Consider the following 18,983-nt stretch of genomic DNA (forward strand, 5'->3'; position numbering starts at 1 on the left):
TGTGAAGAAACTGATTCGTAAAATATTTAAAGATTCCCGTTCTTCAGAAGACGGGATTTTTTTTACAGCACTTGAAAAAATTTTGGGTTTCAAGCCACAAAATCTTGCTTATTACAGAAAGTCATTTACGCACCGGTCTTCGAATAAAATAGATGCTGCTGGAAATCCGATCAATTATGAACGATTGGAATTTCTTGGTGACGCGATGTTGAGTTCGGTCATTGCTGCTCATTTATTTAACGAGGTTCCCACTGGTGATGAAGGTTATCTCACTAAAATGCGCTCAAAGATTGTCAGCCGCGAACACCTCAACGAACTCGGTCGCGATTTGCATTTGATTGAATTCATTGACAGCAAAGTACCTGCTTCCCATTTCGGTGAGAACATTCACGGCAATGTTTTTGAAGCTTTGATTGGTGCCATATACTTAGACCAAGGCTACGAATTCTGCGAGAAGTTTATCAAGAAACGCGTTATCATTCCTTATGTTGATATTGCGAAACTCGAAGGCAAAGTAATTAGTTACAAAAGCCTGCTGATTGAATGGTGTCAGAAAGAAAAAAAATCCTTTCATTACGATGTTTTTGAAGACAATGCCATCACTGGTGAGCGTCTCTTTGGCGTAAAACTTAGCATTGACCATAAAGTAATTGCCAAAGCACGCGCTTCCTCTAAAAAGAAAGCTGAGGAAAAAGCCTCTCAACGAGCTTATTTTGCCTTACAGCATCGTATCGATTCTAAATAATTTGAAATTTTCTTAAAACTATATCGTTTTCGTTGCCAAATTGTGGTTAAGAGAGGTTTTTATTTCTTTTTTTATCAATAAGATATTTTATCTTTACGACCTTATTTAATCGGAAAAATGGCAGTCTTAAAGTTGCATCTTGACGAATTCGATGAAGTAGATTATGACCTCATTGCTATTCACTCTTCACTCGAAGATTTCCGATTGGCCTATTTCATTAATCAGCAATTACCTATTACATTAAGCAGAAGCAAAGAAGAAGTCGGTGTTGTAGTGAAAGAAGGAGAAGCTTTTTTTTCCAAATTTCAATATGATGACATCAAAAACGGCGTTCTCTGGACCTTGATTCAAAATCAAAACGACATTTTGATTCGTCAGAAAAATGCCGATAACAATTTATTCATTGAGACCGGCTTAGAAGTTTTGAGAAAAGTTCATCTGATTTCGGAACTTAAAAAAGTAGATTATTTCCTTAAAATTGAAAACAATGCTCAGACATTTACGTTGAGTAAAATCATTTCGCAATTAAACAAAATTGAACGGGTTACTGCTGCTTACATTGTAATTCCCGAAAACATAAAATCAAAAAACAATTTAATTTTTTAACCGATGCCAACCACCAAGAAAACTAAAATTGTAGCCACATTAGGCCCGGCTTGTAGTACCAGAGCCGTACTCAAAGATATGATTGATGCTGGTGTAAACGTATTTAGAATTAATTTTTCTCACGCTGACTATGCCGATATAGAAGAAAAGATCAATATCATCAGAGGCTTGAACGATGAGTTTGGCTATACCACTGGAATTTTAGCCGATTTGCAAGGTCCGAAACTCCGCGTTGGGGTAATGAAAGAAGACGTTGTGGTCAATGACGGTGATTTGATTACTTTCCAAACCGCAGAAGATATTCCTGGTACTGCGCAACGGGTTTATATGAACTATAAAGAATTTCCAAAAGATGTCAATCCGGGTGAAAGAATCTTGCTCGACGACGGGAAACTGATTTTTGAAGCGGTCGAAACCAACAAAAAAACCGAAGTGGTTTGTAAGGTTATTCAGGGCGGCCCACTTAAATCAAAAAAAGGGGTCAATCTGCCTAATACCAACGTTTCGCTCCCAGCCCTAACCAAGAAAGACATTAAAGACGCGACTTTCGCCATAGAGCAAAAAGTAGATTGGATTGCACTTTCCTTTGTAAGAACTTCCGAAGATTTGATGGAATTGCAAGAACTCATCTCCAAACATTCTGATCACAAAATTCCAATTATAGCTAAGATTGAAAAACCGGAAGGTGTAGCCAATATCGATAAAATTGTAGCGTTTTGCGACGGTTTGATGGTAGCCCGTGGCGATTTGGGTGTAGAAGTTCCGGCTCACGAGGTACCTCTAATCCAGAAGAAACTAGTTAACCGTGCTAAGACGGCAAGAATTCCGGTCATCATCGCCACGCAAATGATGGAAACCATGATCTCGAGCCTAACGCCGACAAGAGCAGAAGTCAATGACGTGGCTAACTCGGTCATGGATGGAGCCGATGCGGTAATGCTTTCTGGGGAAACCTCTGTCGGGAATTATCCGGTACAAGTTATCGAGAAAATGACCCAAATTATAGAAGCTGTTGAAGATTCTCCATTGATTCAAGTTCCGCAAAACACTCCACAAGTTAGAACCAAACGTTTTATCACCAAATCAATTTGTCACCACGCCGCCACGATGGCCAATGTTATCCGCGCGAAAGCCATTTGCACGCTGACCAATAGTGGTTATACCGCTTTTCAAATTTCGGCATGGCGCCCGTCGGCACATATCTTAGTATTTACTTCCAACAAACGAATTCTAACCCAACTCAATCTACTTTGGGGAGTTCGATCTTTCTATTACGACAAATATGTTAGTACAGACGATACGGTAACCGACATCAACCAAATAGCACGAGACAAAGGTTATGTAGAGAAAGGCGATTTTCTGATTAATCTCGCTGCGATGCCGGTAGCCGATAAAGGGATGGTCAATACGCTAAGGGTTTCCGAAATAGAAAAATAAAAACTAAACCTTCACTTAGCTGGAGGTTTTTTTATACTTAAAAATCAAACTTGAGTTGGACTGCGACTGCCTTTTTGACTTCAGTGTTTAAGTTATTGAGCGAAATACCCAGCAGGCGAACAGAGTTTTTCATTCGCTCTTGAAATAGCAATTCCTTAGTGGTTTCTAGCAGTAGTGATTTATCTGAGACAAAATAGGGCAAAGTTTTACTTCGAGTTTGCAGGGTAAAATCGCTGTATTTGATTTTAAGAGTAACCGTTTTTCCTGCAATATGGTGCTTTTTTAAACGACGTTCAAGTTCTCCGGCTATAGCTTCCAGTTTTTCAAGCATAAAAATTTCTGAAGAAAGATTCTCATTGAAGGTATGTTCTGCAGCAACAGATTTAGCGATGCGCTCTGCTTTGACTTCGCTGTTATGAATGCCTCGGACAACATTGTAATAAAAACGACCCGATTTTCCGAAATGCTTCTCCAGAAATTCAATCGGTTTGTTTTTCAAATCTGCACCAGAAAAAATGCCTAGTTGGTACATCTTCTCGGTAGTGATTTTACCCACTCCGTAGAATTTTTTAATAGGCAAGGCTTCCAAAAAAGGGATAACTTCATCAGGATTAACCGTTTTCTGTCCATTAGGTTTGTTATAATCTGACGCAATTTTGGCCACAAATTTATTAACAGATATTCCTGCAGAAGCTGTAAGACCAATTTCATCATAAATACGTTTTCTAATTTCTTGCGCAAGGAGGGTGGCACTGGGATTTCCTTTTTTATTATGGGTCACGTCTAAATAAGCCTCATCGAGTGAGAGCGGTTCAACCAAATCAGTATACTCAAAAAATATCTTGCGGATTTTGTATGAGATTTCCTTGTAGCGGTCAAAACGCGGCCTGACAAAAATCAAATCCGGACAATTCTTCTTGGCCAAATAACCGCTCATCGCAGAACGAACCCCAAACTTTCGGGCTTCATAACTGGCCGCAGATACCACGCCGCGCGTTTCGCCACCACCAACTGCAATTGGTTTCCCTCGCAGCTCGGGCCGATCCATTTGTTCAACCGAAGCGTAAAAAGCATCCATATCGACATGGATTATTTTCCTTATCGGACGAGGTTCTTCCATGAAATCATTAAAAGGTTTGACTGCAATTCTAACCCTAAAGATAATTGTAATATCTTTGAAAATATATCGCTTCTAATGAAAAAAATGATTGAAATCGAGCGAAAATTCTTGGTGGTTTCTGATGCTTTTATAGCACAAGCCAAAGCCAAACACGTAATTGCACAGGGTTATTTGAATTCTGACCCAGAAAGAACTGTGCGAATACGAATCTCTGGCGAAAGTGGTTTTCTGACTATTAAAGGGAAAGGAAATCAAACCGGAACCACGCGTTTTGAATGGGAAACAGAAATTTCATTGCTCGAGGCAAAACCACTATTAGATCTTTGTGAAAAAGGCGTGATTCAGAAAACGCGGTATGAGGTAACTGTTGGTAAAAATACGTTTGAAGTAGACGTATTCTCGGGAGAAAATGAAGGTTTGGTATTGGCCGAAATTGAACTCAATCACGAGAACGAAACCTTTGAAAAACCTGATTGGTTGGGCCTTGAAGTAACAAACGACACGCGCTATTACAATGCTTCTTTAAGCCAACACCCTTATAAGAATTGGAAATAAGTTAATTTTCTTTTTCGATTTTCACAACCATGCTACCGCTATTTTTATTGTGAGCAATTTCCATAAAAGCGCGTTTAGAAAGGTCGATTTCACGGCCTCGAGCAAACGGACCTCGGTCGGTTACTTCAACTAAAACACATTGTCCATTGGCTTCATTAGTCACTCGTAAAATAGTTCCGAATGGAAGTTTACGATGGGCAGCCGTGTATTTATCGTTGCTAAACCGTTTTCCGCTTGCAGTTCTTCTGCCATTAAATTTGTTGGCATAATAGGAAGCGTGTGCTGATTTCTTGTAGAGGCTAAACTTACCCGTAACTGCAATTACCGTATCATTAAAAATAATTTCAGGTTGCACCACCGCTACTTTCTCTGCAGTAGGTTTCTCTGAAGTAGCTCTCTCAATGGCAATGGTGTCTTTGATTACCGACTTCTTTTTAGACTTAACAGTCTGTGCTTGGGCCAATATTCCCAAAATCGACAATAAAAGTGTAATTGTTTTTTTCATGACAGATGTATTAACACACTGATTCAAGAAAATCAATGGAAAAGTCAACAGACTTTTGTTATTGTTTTAAAACCAAAGTGACCAGGGAATTCTGGATAAAATCAAGAGTAAGCCCAATCCGTAAAAAACCGCTATTGCTTTGAATTTAGCCTCACTAGTGCCAGATTTTTTATGTCTAGACCATCCTATGGTTATTAATGCGATGGCAATAATATTAATCAGTGGATGCTCCAAAGAAGTGAGCCGTAAGGTTTTGTCGGCCATTTGACCAAAGGCACTAGACCCAAAAGGAGAAACAAAGTACAGAATCAAACCGAAAACCAATTGAAGATGGGTCGCAATCAAAGCCATTAAGGCTATTTTTCTGTCTGCTGGAAGAAATTCTTTAGAAGAAGATCTTTTGATTAAAGCGTTTAAGGAAGCGGCCAATAAGGCAATTAAAACCAAGTATGCCCAGCCAGAATGTGCTTTTTGAATGATTTCGTACATATTTTATTTTTTTTGAATTTCAAATATAATAAAAACAATTCAGCAGCTTTGAGTTTTAGTATGGGTTTTAGGCAGAATTATTTGTTTTTAAGAAAATGTGATAAAAGAAACTCGGTAGAGCTATCGTGCTTTTTAATGTTCTTAGTTTGGATTTCCGAAAGAATGGTGTTCGCTAATTGTTTGCCCAACTCGACACCCCATTGATCGTAACTGAAAATATTCCAAATTACCCCTTGAACGAAGATCTTATGTTCATACAAAGCCACCAAAGCACCAAGAGTTTGCGGTGTGAGCTTTTGAATAAGAATTGTGTTGGTGGGTTTGTTACCTGTAAATTCCTTGAAAGGCCTCAAAAAATCGGCGGTTGTTGCTGGGATATTTTGTTGGTCAAATTCTGCTTGAACTTGCTCTTGGGTTTTGCCATTGAGTAAAGCTTCGGTTTGGGCGAAAAAATTCGACATGAGTTTTTCGTGGTGGTCTTGGTTTCCGTGTAAAGGTTCCACAAAACCAATGAAATCAGTCGGAATCAATTTTGTTCCTTGATGGATTAATTGAAAAAAAGCGTGTTGGGAATTCGTCCCTGGTTCGCCCCAAATAATGGTTCCTGTTTGATACGAAACTGGCTTTCCGTCGCGGTCTATACTTTTACCATTGCTTTCCATGATGCCTTGTTGCAAGTAAGGCGACAGTTTTTGCAAGTACTGGGTGTACGGAATCAAGGCTTCGCTTTCTGCTCCAAAAAAGTTATTATACCAAATGCTGAGTAGCGCTAGAATTACGGGGATATTCTGCTCGAAATCTGTCAATTTAAAATGTTGATCCATTTGATAGGCTCCTTCAAGCAAAGCTTCAAAATGATCATAACCCACCGCCAAACTGATAGATAATCCTACGGCACTCCATAGAGAAAAACGGCCGCCAACCCAATCCCACATTGGAAAAATATTAGCTGCATCTATTCCAAAAGCTGTTACGTTTTTAAGATTCGTAGAAACAGCAACAAAATGTTTGGCAATATCTTCTGGTTTTGCGGTTTGCAAAAACCACTTGCGGATAGTTTCTGAATTGGTCAGGGTTTCCTGCGTGGTAAATGTTTTGGAAACAATGACAAACAATGTGGTTTCTGGGTTAAGTTTGCGGATAATTTCGCTCACATGATCACCATCAATGTTGGATACGAAATGTAGATTGAGGTGGTTTTTGTAAAATTGAAGTGCCTCAACAACCATCGCAGGTCCTAAATCTGATCCGCCGATGCCGATGTTCACCACATCTGTGAAAGCTTTACCTGTGTAGCCTTTTCTGGTTCCGGTTAGAACTTCTTCAGTGAACTGCTTGATTCTTCTTTTAACCTCGAAAATTTCAGGAATTACGTTCTCACCGTTAACTTTAACTATTGCAGTTTCTGGTGCGCGCAAAGCCGTATGCAAAACAGCTCTATTTTCTGTTTGGTTAATATGATCGCCTTGGAAGTATTTAGAAATAGCATCTTTGAGTTGGGCTTCATTGGCTAGTTCTATTAATAATGGCAATGTTTCTAAAGTGATGCTGTTTTTAGAAAAATCAATTAGAAAATCTTGCCATTGAATATGAAATTTTGCGGCTCTTACCGGGTCATTTTGAAACATTTCACGAATGGAATTGTTTTGAATTGTTTCAAAATGCGCCTTGAGGTTTTGCCAACTTTTAGTTTGTGTAGGATTGCTATTTTGTAGAGCCATGCTTGTCATTTTTAAAATCGATGCGCAAAGATAACAACTATAGCCTAAAGCAAAATATTCTAAGACATCGGATTTTTCAGGCCAATACAAAATTGCTATAAATAGTCGATTGCACTAGCCCCGATAGAAGCGGCATCCTTTTTCTTCGTTCCTTCAACGCAGAAAAAGATAGAGTGGATAGCGGGAAAAGCTACTGAAAAAATTACTTCTTGTATTCTAAACGAGCCACACTATCAAGTGCCTGCTTGAGCGGCTTGGTCTGCTGGAGGAACCTTGGCAAATTGCGCTTGTTCATGGGTTCAGAATTGGGTAGTTTAAGCCTGAGCGCATCAACCTGAACGCCATTCTTCCAGAAACGGTAACACACGTGCGGACCTGTTGCTAGGCCAGTACTTCCGACTTTTCCGATGATATCACCTTGATTGACCCGCTGTCCGCGTCGCACCAAAATTTTGGACATATGCAAATATTGCGTCGAGTAAGTGCGGTCATGCTTGACTTTGACGAAGTTCCCGTTTCCGGCAGTGTACCCTGTTTGTTCCACTACACCTGAAGCTGTAGTCATAATTGGTGTTCCGGTTGGAGCTGCATAATCGGTTCCTTTGTGTGCTTTCCAAATCATTTGCACCGGATGGAAACGGCTTTTAGCAAATCGTGAGGTAATATTGACATACTTAAGCGGCGCTTTGAGGAAGAAGTTCTTGAGTGCTTTGCCTTGCTCGTCGAAGTATTCGAGTTTGCCCGAGCCTTGATTCTGCTCAAACGGAAAAGCGTAAATCAGTTTGCCTTTGTACTCAAAGAATGCAGCTTTAAGGCTGTCAACGCCATCATATATAGTGTCATCAATAAAACGCTCAGTAAAAGTAATCCCGAACTTATCGCCCTTTTTGAGTTTGAAGAAATCAATCGACCAAGCATAAACTTTGGTGATTTTATTGGCTAGGGAAACATCTACTTTTTGTTTCTGAAGCGCTTCTGAGAGTGAACCATCTAAGCTTCCTGCAATGGTTTTGGTTCTGAATTTAACCGGTCGGATTTTCTTGAAAACCTGAACTGAATCTCTCAAATCGACTACGTAGTAACTGCCGCGATCGGGCTGATAAACAAAGGCATGTAGCCTTTTTTTTCGGTCTTTGCTTCTGAAGAAGGTAAATGGCTTTCCGACTCTGATGCTGCGCACGTCAAAACTGTCTTTGACTTTCTCTATGATATCATATACTTTTTGGTCGTCAAGGTTTTGTCGATCTAGTAGACTACCAAAGGTGTCCCCTCGCTTGATCGTGTCGTTCAAAACGTTGAAATCGTTATACTTGAAGCCAAATTGTTCGAGAACAGCAATAGGTTTGCTTTCATCGTAAGTGACTTCTTCGTCTTGTTTTTTACATGAGAAGAATACCAATAGAATGATTCCGAAGGCAAGTACTTTTTTCAAAAGCTATTGATTTATACAATGATTATTCTTCTCCCCAATTTTTGAGTTCTTCTTCACTCCAGAGCTCAGGAAAGAAAATCCGTCTTTGGTATTTAGGATGCATATATTTTTTCCAATCGCTCCCGCCAGTAGCCTCTCCTGATCCTTGACCACTTTCAATATATTTCTTTGCCGCATTCAAATGGCCCATAACCCAAGTAATATTGACGGTACGATCATAGTGACGCATTGCTTTGATGAGTTCTGGATTTTGTTGATCAACCTTAGGGAGTTGTTTGAATTTACGCCACAAATTAATTGTGTTGTATGCTTCCATTTCACGTAAAAACAAAGCTTTATATTTCCTTTCAAATTCTAGAATCAAATAGGATTTTTCGCCGGTTTGGTGGTCTTTACCCGCAGCTTGCCAATACAAATGTTCGAAAGCGTGTTCGTATGGGGTGTTTCTATCTATAGTCGCGCGGAAACGGTAATCAATTAGGTTAATTAAATCAGTAGATGCAAATTCAATTAAGCGGTATTGTGCACTCTGAAAACCGCTGGCTGGTGTAAGGGTATTTCTGAATTTCATATATTGATCAACCTCCATTCCATCGCCCATAATATCAAAAGATTGGGTCAGCATATCGAAATAACGACTGATACGCATGAGTCTTTCGGCAAAAAAACGAGTGTTGGGTTGTGGATGATGAGAAACTTGGTTGATTTCCCAAAGCACCATTTTGAAAAGTAATTCGTTGACTTGGTGGTACATGATAAATACCATTTCGTCAGGCAAGGTAGTTCTTTGGGTTTGTAAATTGAGTAAGGCGTCTGTTTGGATATAATCCCAATAAGTAATGGGTTTCGACCAAAGTAGTCCTTCGAGATGGGTTTCGGTTTTTTGATTGATGGTTTGAAATTTTTCTTCTAGTTGATTCAAAATTTCATTGGTTTTCTGGGTAAGCTCCATTAGGGTTTTACTTTTACTTTGAAAGAATATTTTAGGCCTTTAAATCCGTCAAGATCCGCTTTGATAGAGCCGACCGCCAAACTGGCTTTGATTCGGATGGGTAGTTTATTATCGTCATTGGAAATCCAGACTGTGAGGCTTTCTTCTTCTTTAAAAACACGACCGGATTGGACTAAAGGTCTGAAAATCATAGTGGGTACTACTCCAAACTTGGTATTTAAATCTTCGTATCCCAAAAACTTTAACTTGAATTTGGTGATTTCATCATCGAAGAACATATCTACTGCTACTGATTCCCCAACTTTGAGTTTATCAATATTGGGATGATTTCTAAGATAGTAAAACGTAGACATGATGTCTTGAACATTATCAGTCACCACAATGGTTTTCTCTGACTTCTTTCTGTGGTCTTTAACCAGAACCTTATCGTTGGCTTGATTAAAAAAACCTTCTTGATCTTTCTTATATCCACCTTCATCAATCTTTCTGACAAACTGATAGGGTTTACCCGTTTCTTTGTCAAAATAGCTTTCGTATAAATCGTCTACTTTGAAAAAGAACCTAGACATTCCGGTGGTATATCCTTTTCCTACCGCGTGATAAACTTTTTTATTGTTCCGAATTGCCTCACTCACTTCTAGTGTTGCATATCCTGCATTGACCAGGCCATAATGAATTCTAAATTTAAACCATTCTCCAACATCAAAGGCTCTTTCTTTTTGAGTGCTGAATCCGAAAGTGGTGATAATTAATACAAATGCAATGGCTTTTCTCATGTTATTTGAAATTGATTTCTGCCGAGAATTCAATATCTGTTCCAAATGTATTAAAACAAAAAAACCCAGTCAAATTAATGACCGGGTTTTTATGCTATTAACCAACCAAAAACTATAAATTATGAAAAATTTATATAAAAAACTCGGGAAACCACTCCTCTGTTTTTTGTTGCAGCAAAGATAGGTTGGTTTTTGAAATATTCTCAACTAAAAAGCGACTTTAACACGTCTTGTGTAAAAACAACATCTTATGACACGTCGCTTTTGTATTATTTGCAAAAAAATACGTGTTTTATTAAAGAGTTCCTCTTTTTTCTTGCTCTCTTTCAATAGATTCAAAAAGTGCTTTGAAATTTCCGGCTCCAAAGCCCTTGGCTCCCATCCTTTGAATTATCTCAAAGAAAAGCGTTGGTCTATCCTCGACGGGCTTGGTGAATATCTGGAGTAGGTATCCCTCGTCATCGGCATCCACCATAATCGCCAATTTCTCAATGGCGCTCAAATCTTCTTTCATCATCTTCATGTGTTCACCTAAACGATTGGGAATGTCTTCGTAATAAGCCTTTGGAGGTGCCGATAAGAATTCTACGCCTCGCGCTCTGAGCTGGGTAACCGTCGAGATGATATCGTCTGTAGCAATAGCTATATGCTGCACGCCTGCTCCTTCATAAAAGTCAAGGTATTCTTCAATTTGTGAGCGTTTGTTTCCCTTGGCTGGTTCATTAATTGGAAATTTAATTCGTCCGTTGCCATTGCTCATCACCTTACTCATCAGTGCAGAATATTCGGTGTGGATTTGTTTGTCGTCAAAAGACAAAAAGTTGACAAACCCCATTACATCTTCGTACCATTTTACCCAAACATTCATTTGATTCCAACCGACATTACCTACCATATGATCGATATATTTGAGCCCTATTGGTTCCGGATTGTAGTCTGACTTCCATTCTACATAGCCTGGAAGAAAAGTACCTCTGTAGTTTTTTCGCTCAACGAACAAATGAACGGTTTCTCCGTAAGTGTATATTCCGGCACGAACCACTTCTCCAAATTCATCTTTTTCGACCGTGGGCTCCATGTATACTTTTGCTCCTCTATTGGTAGTTTCTTCAAAAGCCTTTCGCGCATCTTCAACCCAAAGTGCGATAACCTTAACTCCGTCGCCATGCTTTTTCACGTGCTCGCCAATTAGCGAATCACTGTTAAGGGCAGTGGTTAAAACCAATCTAATTTTGTCTTGTTTTAACACATAAGATGCCCGGTCGCGCATTCCCGTTTCCAAGCCGGCATACGCCAATGATTGAAAGCCAAACGCTGTTTTATAAAAATGTGCCGCTTGTTTCGCATTTCCGACATACATTTCTACGTAATCAGTTCCTAATAATGGCAGAAAATCTTGAGCGCCATCGAATATTTTCTCAAGTCCGTAATCTACGGAAGTAACTTGTTTTGTCATGATTCTATTTTTTAATAGACCTCAAAGGATTGAAGATCTAATTTGATTATTGATTAAATGTAATTGTTGCAACAGAAACTCGTGAGCCCGATTGCTTGGATAATTTTTAAAATCAGAGAACTATTTGTCTACGATAAACCTACACCATATCGCGGGCTATTCTACCCAAGATTTATAGTATTGACCATCATCTAATTTCATCGCTTCTTCGGTAACCATTAAGGGCCGGAAAGTGTCGACCATTACCGCGAGTTCTTCTGTTTCGGTTTTTCCTATACTACGCTCCATTGCGCCTGGTGCAGGCCCATGAGGAATCCCTTTCGGATGCAGTGTAATATGGCCTTGCTCAATGTTATTACGACTCATAAAATCTCCATCAACGTAATACAAAACCTCATCACTATCGATGTTACTGTGGTTGTAAGGGGCGGGAATTGCTTTTGGATGATAATCATAGAGTCGTGGGCAGAAAGAGCAAACTACAAAAGTCGAAGTTTCGAAGGTTTGGTGTACCGGTGGCGGTTGGTGTACCCTTCCGGTAATCGGCTCAAAGTTGTGGATGCTGAAACCGTAAGGAAAATTATAACCATCCCAACCCACAACATCAAATGGATGTGTAGCATAAACCATTTCGTGGATTATGCCTTCTTTTTTAACCTTGATCATGAAATCGCCTTGCTCGTCATGAGTTTCCAATTCGGTTGGTAATTTAAAATCACGCTCGCAAAATGGTGAATGCTCCAAAAGTTGTCCTGATGCATTTTTGTAACGTTTAGGGGTATAAAAAGGCGCATAAGACTCTACATAAAACAAACGATTGTCGCTCGATTCAAACTGAATCTGATAAATCATTCCGCGCGGAATAATCAAATAATCGCCGTACTCGAAATCAATATTTCCGAGCATTGTTCGCAGTTTTCCTTTGCCTTTGTGAATAAAAAGCATTTCGTCTGCGTCGGCATTTTTATAAAAATAAGAAGTTAACGATTCTTGCGGTGCAGCCAACCCGATTATACAATCATTGTTGACCAGCATTGGCTTGCGGCTTTCCAAAAAATCAGTCTTTGGTTCCAATTCAAATCCTTTGAACAATAATGATTTGATGTTTTTCCCGATGGCTATTTTTGGCTCGACCGAATAAGAGCGGAGGATTTCTTTTACTTGAGTAGGGCGATGAACGTGATACAATAACGAAGAATGTCCGTTAAAACCTTCTGTCCCGAAAAGTTGTTCATAGTACAAACCGCCGTTTGGCTTCTCGAACAACACGTGGCGCTTTTGTGGAAAGCTGCCCAATTGGTGGTATATTGGCATAATTGATTTTAATTAATATGTGAATAATGGGCTCGATTCGCACTGAACCGATTCTTATACAATTAATTAAAATATCACTCCGGATTTCTTTTAATCAGGAATTTCAGATGTTGCAATAAACCGGTCCACGTTGTTTTCATCTAACAAATATCGAAAAAAAATCAATATTCAAACTTAAATTCCAACAAAACAAAAATTCCAAACCCAAAATAGCAACTTCTTGGATTTGGAATTCTAGAATTTCTTAGCAATTGTTATTCTGGATTATTGAGCTTGCTATTCTTTTTGCTGTAGACAAAATAAATTATCAGACCCAAGGCCAGCCAAACGACCAATCTGAGCCAGTTCGTCCAGCCCAAACCGTAAATCATCGCCAGACATACCAAAATTCCTAAAATCGGAACCAAAGGCACCATTGGTGTTTTGAACTCGCGTGGCATATCTGGCTCTCTCTTTCTGAGAACAATCACTGAGAAGCAAACCAAGATAAATGCGAACAAGGTTCCGATGCTAGTCATGTCACCTACAATATCCCCTGGAATGAAAGCAGCAAATAAACCAACGATAACCAGAATCACTAAGTTGGCTTTATACGGCGTTTTATATTTCGGATGCAAATCGCCAAAGGCTTGTGGCAATAAGCCATCTTTCCCCATCGAATAAAATACGCGGGACTGACCCAGCAACATCACCAAAATTACCGAGGTAAATCCGAACAGAATCGCTACGGTCACAAACTGCGCCAACCATTGATAATCTGCACCCATGGCCGAAGTAATTGCATTGGCAACTGAGGCTTCTTTTCCTCCGGTTCTGAAAAACTCTACCGACTCAAGGCCAGTTAAAACATGGGCAAAAAGAATATATAAAACCGTACAAATTGCCAACGATCCTAAAATCCCGATAGGCATGTCTCGTTTTGGGTTTTTGGTTTCTTGTGCTGCTGTACTTACTGCGTCAAAACCAATGAAAGCGAAGAAAACCGTTCCCGCTGCGCCTAATATTCCTAGAATTCCGCCAAAATGATGGTCTACTCCGTGTTCGTCAATGAAAACACTATCTTGTGGAATATATGGCGTATGGTTTTGTGGATTTACAAACGACCAGCCTAAAGCTATAATCAAAACTACAATAGTCACTTTAACAACGACAATCAAACCGTTCACAAAAGCCGATTCTTGGGTTCCTTTGATCAGCAACAAACTGATTACTCCCACAATAAACAATGCCGGCAAATTGATTAGCCCTTGTTCGCCCAACTCAGAAGTTTGAAAAGGCGAATGGCACAACGAATAAGGTATCGGACTCGTATGAAGCACATTGACCAGAAGATTGTTGAGATATTCACTCCATGCAATTCCCACAGTGGCCGCACCTACAGCATATTCTAGAATCAAATCCCATCCGATAATCCAGGCGAGTAATTCTCCCATTGTGGCGTAAGTATAGGTGTAAGCACTACCAGAAATCGGAATAGAAGACGACAATTCGGCATAACACAATCCGGCCAAAGCACAACCCACGGCGGCTACAATGAAACCAATTGTTACTGAAGGACCCGCGTTTTGTGCAGCAGCAGTCGCCGTCCTTACAAAAAGTCCGGCACCAATAATTGCTCCTATTCCTAGTGCAATGAGTGACCAAGCGGTTAAGGTGCGCTTCATTCCTTTTTCAGACTCGGAGGCTTCGCTTAATAATTGTGTCAAAGATTTTTTCTTCCAGATAGACATAATTTTTTATTTAAATGTTTTGTTAGTTCTGTACTTGTGATTGTGTCAAATATATTGTTTTTTCAATAACATCAACATAAAAATTCGGGCTGTTCACGTTAAAACCAAAACCCGACGCTTACCCAAGCGAAGCCTTTTTGGAGTTCTGGAGACCAAGAATACTTAAATTCCACCGGCCCTAATATGGATTCCAAACCATAGCCAAGTGCATATCCGCTGTATTTTACTCTAGAAATCCACCGTGAAGAATTAAAAAGTTGGTTCTCAATATTGGCGTAATTTGCCGAAAAATTGATGTGGTTTTTTTTGAATATCTCGTAATCAAAAGTAAAACTGCTTTTAATATAGCTATCGCCGCTTAAACTCAAAAAATCATACCCGTAAAAAGGTTTAAAGTTATTCACGGAGGCAAATCCAAATCCGCCTAAAGAGAAATCAAAGAAATGTACACTTTCTTCACCAATTGCAAATCCGAGTTCTGATTGTATCTTGAGAGTTGCTCCATGAAACAAAGTCTGTGCAAAACCGATATCGCCTTTGGTAATTGAAAAACGATTGAACTGATTCGTATAATCTGACGAAAACAAATAATACTGATAATCGCCAAAGAAATACCAGCCCTTTTTCGGGAAAAACTTATTGTCCAACGCATCATACTTCAGATAACCGAAAAGGCTTCCGTAATTGCTTTTGTCAAAATAAGGCTCATCACTGCTCAAAGTTTTGGATTTGATATTCAAATACTGATGCTCTACACCGGCACCAATCAAAAATTTCTGTATAAAAATAGTTTGTACGTAGGCTTGATTAATCAGACTCGAAAAATCAGTATTTATGGACCGGATGTTAAGCTGACCAAACAAATCGTCTTTGCTGAAATCAGTTTCGATGTTGCGGTTGAACTGATTTAATTTGGAACGAAAACCAAAACTCCAATAAAAACCGTTATCGATATAATAATCGAAGTTATAGCGCAGATTGTCGCCAAGAATCAAATCCATCGAGGCCACATCATTGCGGAACAAAGTCTTTTTTTGCGTGGCGTTGAGCAGGATACCACTTTTGTACAAACCGTCGTAATGAAGTGCAAATTTCACGTAAGTATTGGTCGGATTCTCGGTGAGGTTGATGATTAAATCGTCGCGATCATTGTTTTTTTCTAGCGAATAACTCACGGTACTGAAATTCTGTGTGGCCGCGAGGTTGTCCATTCCGATTTTGATTTGGTCGTAGGTAATTTCAGCATTTTGTTTGAACCGCAGCTTACCGATAACATACGATCGGGTATAATTTTTCAGGCTGTTGATTGAAATGTTCTTGATTTTGAGTTGCTCGGGCTCGATTTTAAGATGTTGCGGATTCTTCGTTTTTGTGGAATCGCCGTACACCTTGATTTTCTCATACATCGCGAAAGCCGCTTCTTCTCCTTTTTTTATGATTTCTTGGCCTTGGTCGAACGAAATCACACTGTAATCAGAAATGTCAGGCTTGATATAAATATCTGTTGACTTTAGTTTTTCCTTCATTTTCTCGATCATCTGCAAATTCGAAATCTGAACCAAAATGCGGGTCGCATCTTTTAAGGATTTGCGGTCTTTGAGATCGTCTTGTACGTCTACGCCAATAATCACATCTGCGCCCAATTTCTTAATTTCCTCGACGGGAAAATTATTGGTTACACCGCCATCTACCAGCAGTCTGCCATCGATTTCCACCGGATAAAATAAAGTCGGGAACGCGCCGCTGGCCAGCATCGCCTCGGGCAAATAACCCTTGTTAATGAGTACTTCCTCGCCGGTTTCAATATCGGTTGCCATACACAAAAACGGAATTGGAAGCTGGTTAAAGTCACGAATATGTCGCACCTTACTGGTAAGTTGGTTCAGCAAATTGTAATTGTACAAACCTCTTGACAAAGCTGTAGGAATGCCCACTTTCATTTTTTTGAACGGCAAGGTAAAGGCATACATTTCGTCGTTACGCTTCTCAAAAAAAGTCTTGGAAGACCGCGGAATATAATCACTCAAGAGCGCATCAAAATCTGTAGCCTGAAAAATAGAATCGATTTGATGGGCGCTGTAGCCCGACGCATACAAACCGCCCACAACTGCTCCCATGCTGGTTCCTCCGATATAGTCTACTTTAACACCGGCCTGTTCGAGCACTTTCAAAACGCCGATATGGGCAAAACCTTTAGCGCCTCCACCGCTGAGTACCAGTCCGATTTTGGGTTTCCGAGGTAGCTGCTCTTGCGATTGGGCAGTAACAGTTGCCAATAAAGCCAGCAGCAACAGAACAATATTTTTCATGCGGCGGTTCAAGGATTAGAAGTTTGGTAAAAGTCGGTAATTTTTTTGGCTTTTGACGCGCCGACTATCGCAGAAATTTCACTTTCAGAGGCCAATTTCAGTCTTTTAACACTTTTGAAATGCTTGATTAAAGTTTGCATGGTTTTCTCTCCAATGCCCGGAATGCTTTCTATGGAAGAATTCAACGCCGATTTACTGCGTTTCTCGCGGTGGAAAGTGATCCCGAATCGGTGGGCTTCATTGCGCAGGTACTGAATGACTTTAAGTGTTTCCGATTTTTTGTCCAGGTATAGCGGAACCGAATCGCCCGGATAGAACAATTCTTCCAAACGTTTGGCAATTCCAATAATGGCTACTTTACCGCGCAATCCAAGTGTATCGATACTTTTGAGCGCTGAAGACAATTGCCCTTTTCCACCATCGATGATAATGAGTTGCGGCAACTGTTCGTTTTCGTCTAACATTCTTCTATAACGGCGAAAAACAACTTCTTCCATTGAAGCGAAATCATTCGGACCTTCCACGGTTTTGATGTTGAAATGACGATAATCTTTTTTGCTGGGCTTTCCGTCTTTAAAAACCACGCAAGCGGCCACCGGATTAGTTCCTTGAATGTTTGAGTTATCAAAACACTCGATATGACGCGGTTCCACCGACAATCTGAGGTCTTTTTGCATTTGCGCCATGATGCGGTTGGTGTGCCGGTCCGGATCAACAATCTGCAATTGTTTGAGCTGTTCGATCCGGTAGAATTTGGCATTGCGCTCAGACAAATCTAAAATTTGCTTTTTATCGCCGAGTTGCGGAATCGTGACTTTGATGTTCTCGCCAACAGCCACCGGAAATGGAACGATGATTTCCTTGGAGAGCAAATGGAACCTTTCGCGTAATTCAACAATGGCTAACTCTAGTAGCTCTTCATCGGTTTCCTCTAGCTTTTTCTTGATTTCCATGGTGTGCGACCGGATAATCGAACCGTGAGCGATTTGCAGAAAGTTCACATAAGCAGCGCCTTCGTCAGAGACTATCGAAAACACATCAATATTGGTTATTTTCGGATTGATGATCGTAGAGCGCGATTGGTAACTTTCGAGTACTTCTATTTTTTCTTTGATCGATTGTGCATCCTCGAACTGCATATTCGCGGCAAATTCGTTCATTTTCTTTCGGAACTCGCGCAAACTTTCCTTGAAATTCCCTTTCAGGATTTGGCGAATGGCCTCTACTTGGTTCTCATAATTCTCGCGAGATTCAAACCCTTCACATGGGCCTTTGCAGTTGCCGATATGGAATTCCAAACAAACCTTGAACTTGTGGTTTTTGATGTTGGCTTCATTCAAATCGTAGTTACAAGTGCGCAGCGGATAAAGTTCTTTGATGAGATCCAGAATGGTATGAACGGTTTTGAAATTCGTATACGGGCCGAAATATTCCGAGCCGTCTTTAATCATTCTTCTGGTAGAGAAAACCCGCGGGAACGGCTCTTTCTTGATGCAAAGCCACGGATAGGTTTTGTCGTCGCGCAAAAGTACGTTATAGCGCGGCTGGAATTTCTTGATTAAATTGTTCTCAAGCAACAGCGCGTCAGATTCTGTGGGAACGACAATGTGTTTGATGGTCACAATTTTGCGCACCAGCACATTGGTTTTGGCCGTATCGTGTACTTTGTTGAAATAAGAAGAAACCCTTTTCTTAAGATTTTTGGCTTTGCCCACATAGAGCAGCTTGTCGTCTTTGTCGTAATATTGGTAAACGCCCGGATTATCAGGCAACGACTGAATTTGAAGTTCAAGCTTTGGGTTTTGCATAGCACAAAGTTAATTTTAAAAGTTCCAA

At 40.0% G+C, this 18,983-nt stretch carries 16 protein-coding genes; 4 read left to right on the plus strand and 12 right to left on the minus strand.

Features of this window, described 5'->3' with window-relative positions; all coding sequences use genetic code 11:
- The first annotated feature begins 1 nt into the window (after position 1).
- From rnc to pyk, 3 genes are all read left to right on the plus strand, one after another.
- The gene (gene rnc / locus G4D82_RS02220) at positions 2-745 is read left to right on the plus strand and encodes a ribonuclease III (protein ID WP_166333981.1); all 744 of its coding nucleotides are present in this window, start codon (positions 2-4) and stop codon (positions 743-745) included.
- A gap of 117 nt (positions 746-862) precedes the next feature.
- Positions 863-1,351, plus strand: coding sequence for an IPExxxVDY family protein (locus tag G4D82_RS02225; protein WP_166333983.1), 489 nt, complete (start codon positions 863-865; stop codon positions 1,349-1,351).
- Positions 1,352-1,354: 3 nt separating this feature from the next.
- Positions 1,355-2,788, plus strand: coding sequence for a pyruvate kinase (gene pyk / locus G4D82_RS02230; protein ID WP_166333985.1), 1,434 nt, complete (start codon positions 1,355-1,357; stop codon positions 2,786-2,788).
- Positions 2,789-2,825: 37 nt separating this feature from the next.
- Here the strand turns inward: pyk and dinB are convergent, their stop codons facing one another.
- Positions 2,826-3,908 (minus strand): DNA polymerase IV, encoded by a 1,083-nt coding sequence (dinB, locus tag G4D82_RS02235; RefSeq protein WP_166333987.1) that lies wholly within the window; start codon positions 3,906-3,908, stop codon positions 2,826-2,828.
- A gap of 84 nt (positions 3,909-3,992) precedes the next feature.
- On the opposite strand from dinB, the gene G4D82_RS02240 reads away from it, so the two are divergent.
- On the plus strand, positions 3,993-4,463 hold the full coding sequence (locus G4D82_RS02240; protein WP_166334281.1) for a CYTH domain-containing protein: 471 nt from the start codon (positions 3,993-3,995) through the stop codon (positions 4,461-4,463).
- A gap of 1 nt (position 4,464) precedes the next feature.
- Here G4D82_RS02240 and G4D82_RS02245 read toward each other — a convergent pair whose 3' ends face one another.
- The 11 genes from G4D82_RS02245 to uvrC form a co-directional block, all read right to left on the minus strand.
- The gene (locus G4D82_RS02245) at positions 4,465-4,968 is read right to left on the minus strand and encodes a septal ring lytic transglycosylase RlpA family protein (RefSeq protein ID WP_166333989.1); all 504 of its coding nucleotides are present in this window, start codon (positions 4,966-4,968) and stop codon (positions 4,465-4,467) included.
- Between the two features lie 66 nt (positions 4,969-5,034).
- On the minus strand, positions 5,035-5,457 hold the full coding sequence (locus G4D82_RS02250) for a hypothetical protein (RefSeq protein ID WP_166333992.1): 423 nt from the start codon (positions 5,455-5,457) through the stop codon (positions 5,035-5,037).
- A gap of 77 nt (positions 5,458-5,534) precedes the next feature.
- The gene (gene pgi, locus G4D82_RS02255) at positions 5,535-7,178 is read right to left on the minus strand and encodes a glucose-6-phosphate isomerase (RefSeq protein ID WP_166333994.1); all 1,644 of its coding nucleotides are present in this window, start codon (positions 7,176-7,178) and stop codon (positions 5,535-5,537) included.
- A gap of 202 nt (positions 7,179-7,380) precedes the next feature.
- Complete coding sequence (locus G4D82_RS02260) at positions 7,381-8,610, minus strand: peptidoglycan DD-metalloendopeptidase family protein (RefSeq protein ID WP_166333995.1); 1,230 nt, start codon at positions 8,608-8,610, stop codon at positions 7,381-7,383.
- 22 nt (positions 8,611-8,632) lie between these two features.
- On the minus strand, positions 8,633-9,562 hold the full coding sequence (locus G4D82_RS02265) for a tryptophan 2,3-dioxygenase family protein (protein ID WP_166333997.1): 930 nt from the start codon (positions 9,560-9,562) through the stop codon (positions 8,633-8,635).
- Positions 9,562-10,338 (minus strand): DUF3108 domain-containing protein, encoded by a 777-nt coding sequence (locus G4D82_RS02270; RefSeq protein ID WP_166333999.1) that lies wholly within the window; start codon positions 10,336-10,338, stop codon positions 9,562-9,564. Before G4D82_RS02270 ends, G4D82_RS02265 begins: the two co-directional genes overlap by 1 nt.
- A gap of 295 nt (positions 10,339-10,633) precedes the next feature.
- The gene (gene hppD / locus G4D82_RS02275; protein ID WP_166334001.1) at positions 10,634-11,794 is read right to left on the minus strand and encodes a 4-hydroxyphenylpyruvate dioxygenase; all 1,161 of its coding nucleotides are present in this window, start codon (positions 11,792-11,794) and stop codon (positions 10,634-10,636) included.
- Between the two features lie 156 nt (positions 11,795-11,950).
- Complete coding sequence (locus G4D82_RS02280) at positions 11,951-13,108, minus strand: homogentisate 1,2-dioxygenase (protein ID WP_166334004.1); 1,158 nt, start codon at positions 13,106-13,108, stop codon at positions 11,951-11,953.
- Between the two features lie 254 nt (positions 13,109-13,362).
- Positions 13,363-14,838 (minus strand): amino acid permease, encoded by a 1,476-nt coding sequence (locus tag G4D82_RS02285; RefSeq protein ID WP_166334006.1) that lies wholly within the window; start codon positions 14,836-14,838, stop codon positions 13,363-13,365.
- A 98-nt stretch (positions 14,839-14,936) separates the two neighbouring features.
- Positions 14,937-17,147: a patatin-like phospholipase family protein gene (locus G4D82_RS02290; protein ID WP_166334008.1), complete on the minus strand. Its 2,211-nt coding sequence runs from the start codon at positions 17,145-17,147 to the stop codon at positions 14,937-14,939.
- An 8-nt stretch (positions 17,148-17,155) separates the two neighbouring features.
- On the minus strand, positions 17,156-18,955 hold the full coding sequence (uvrC, locus tag G4D82_RS02295; protein WP_166334010.1) for an excinuclease ABC subunit UvrC: 1,800 nt from the start codon (positions 18,953-18,955) through the stop codon (positions 17,156-17,158).
- Positions 18,956-18,983 lie beyond the last annotated feature (28 nt).

It is taken from the genome of Flavobacterium lotistagni, from assembly GCF_011392125.1.
Lineage (GTDB): Bacteria > Bacteroidota > Bacteroidia > Flavobacteriales > Flavobacteriaceae > Flavobacterium > Flavobacterium lotistagni.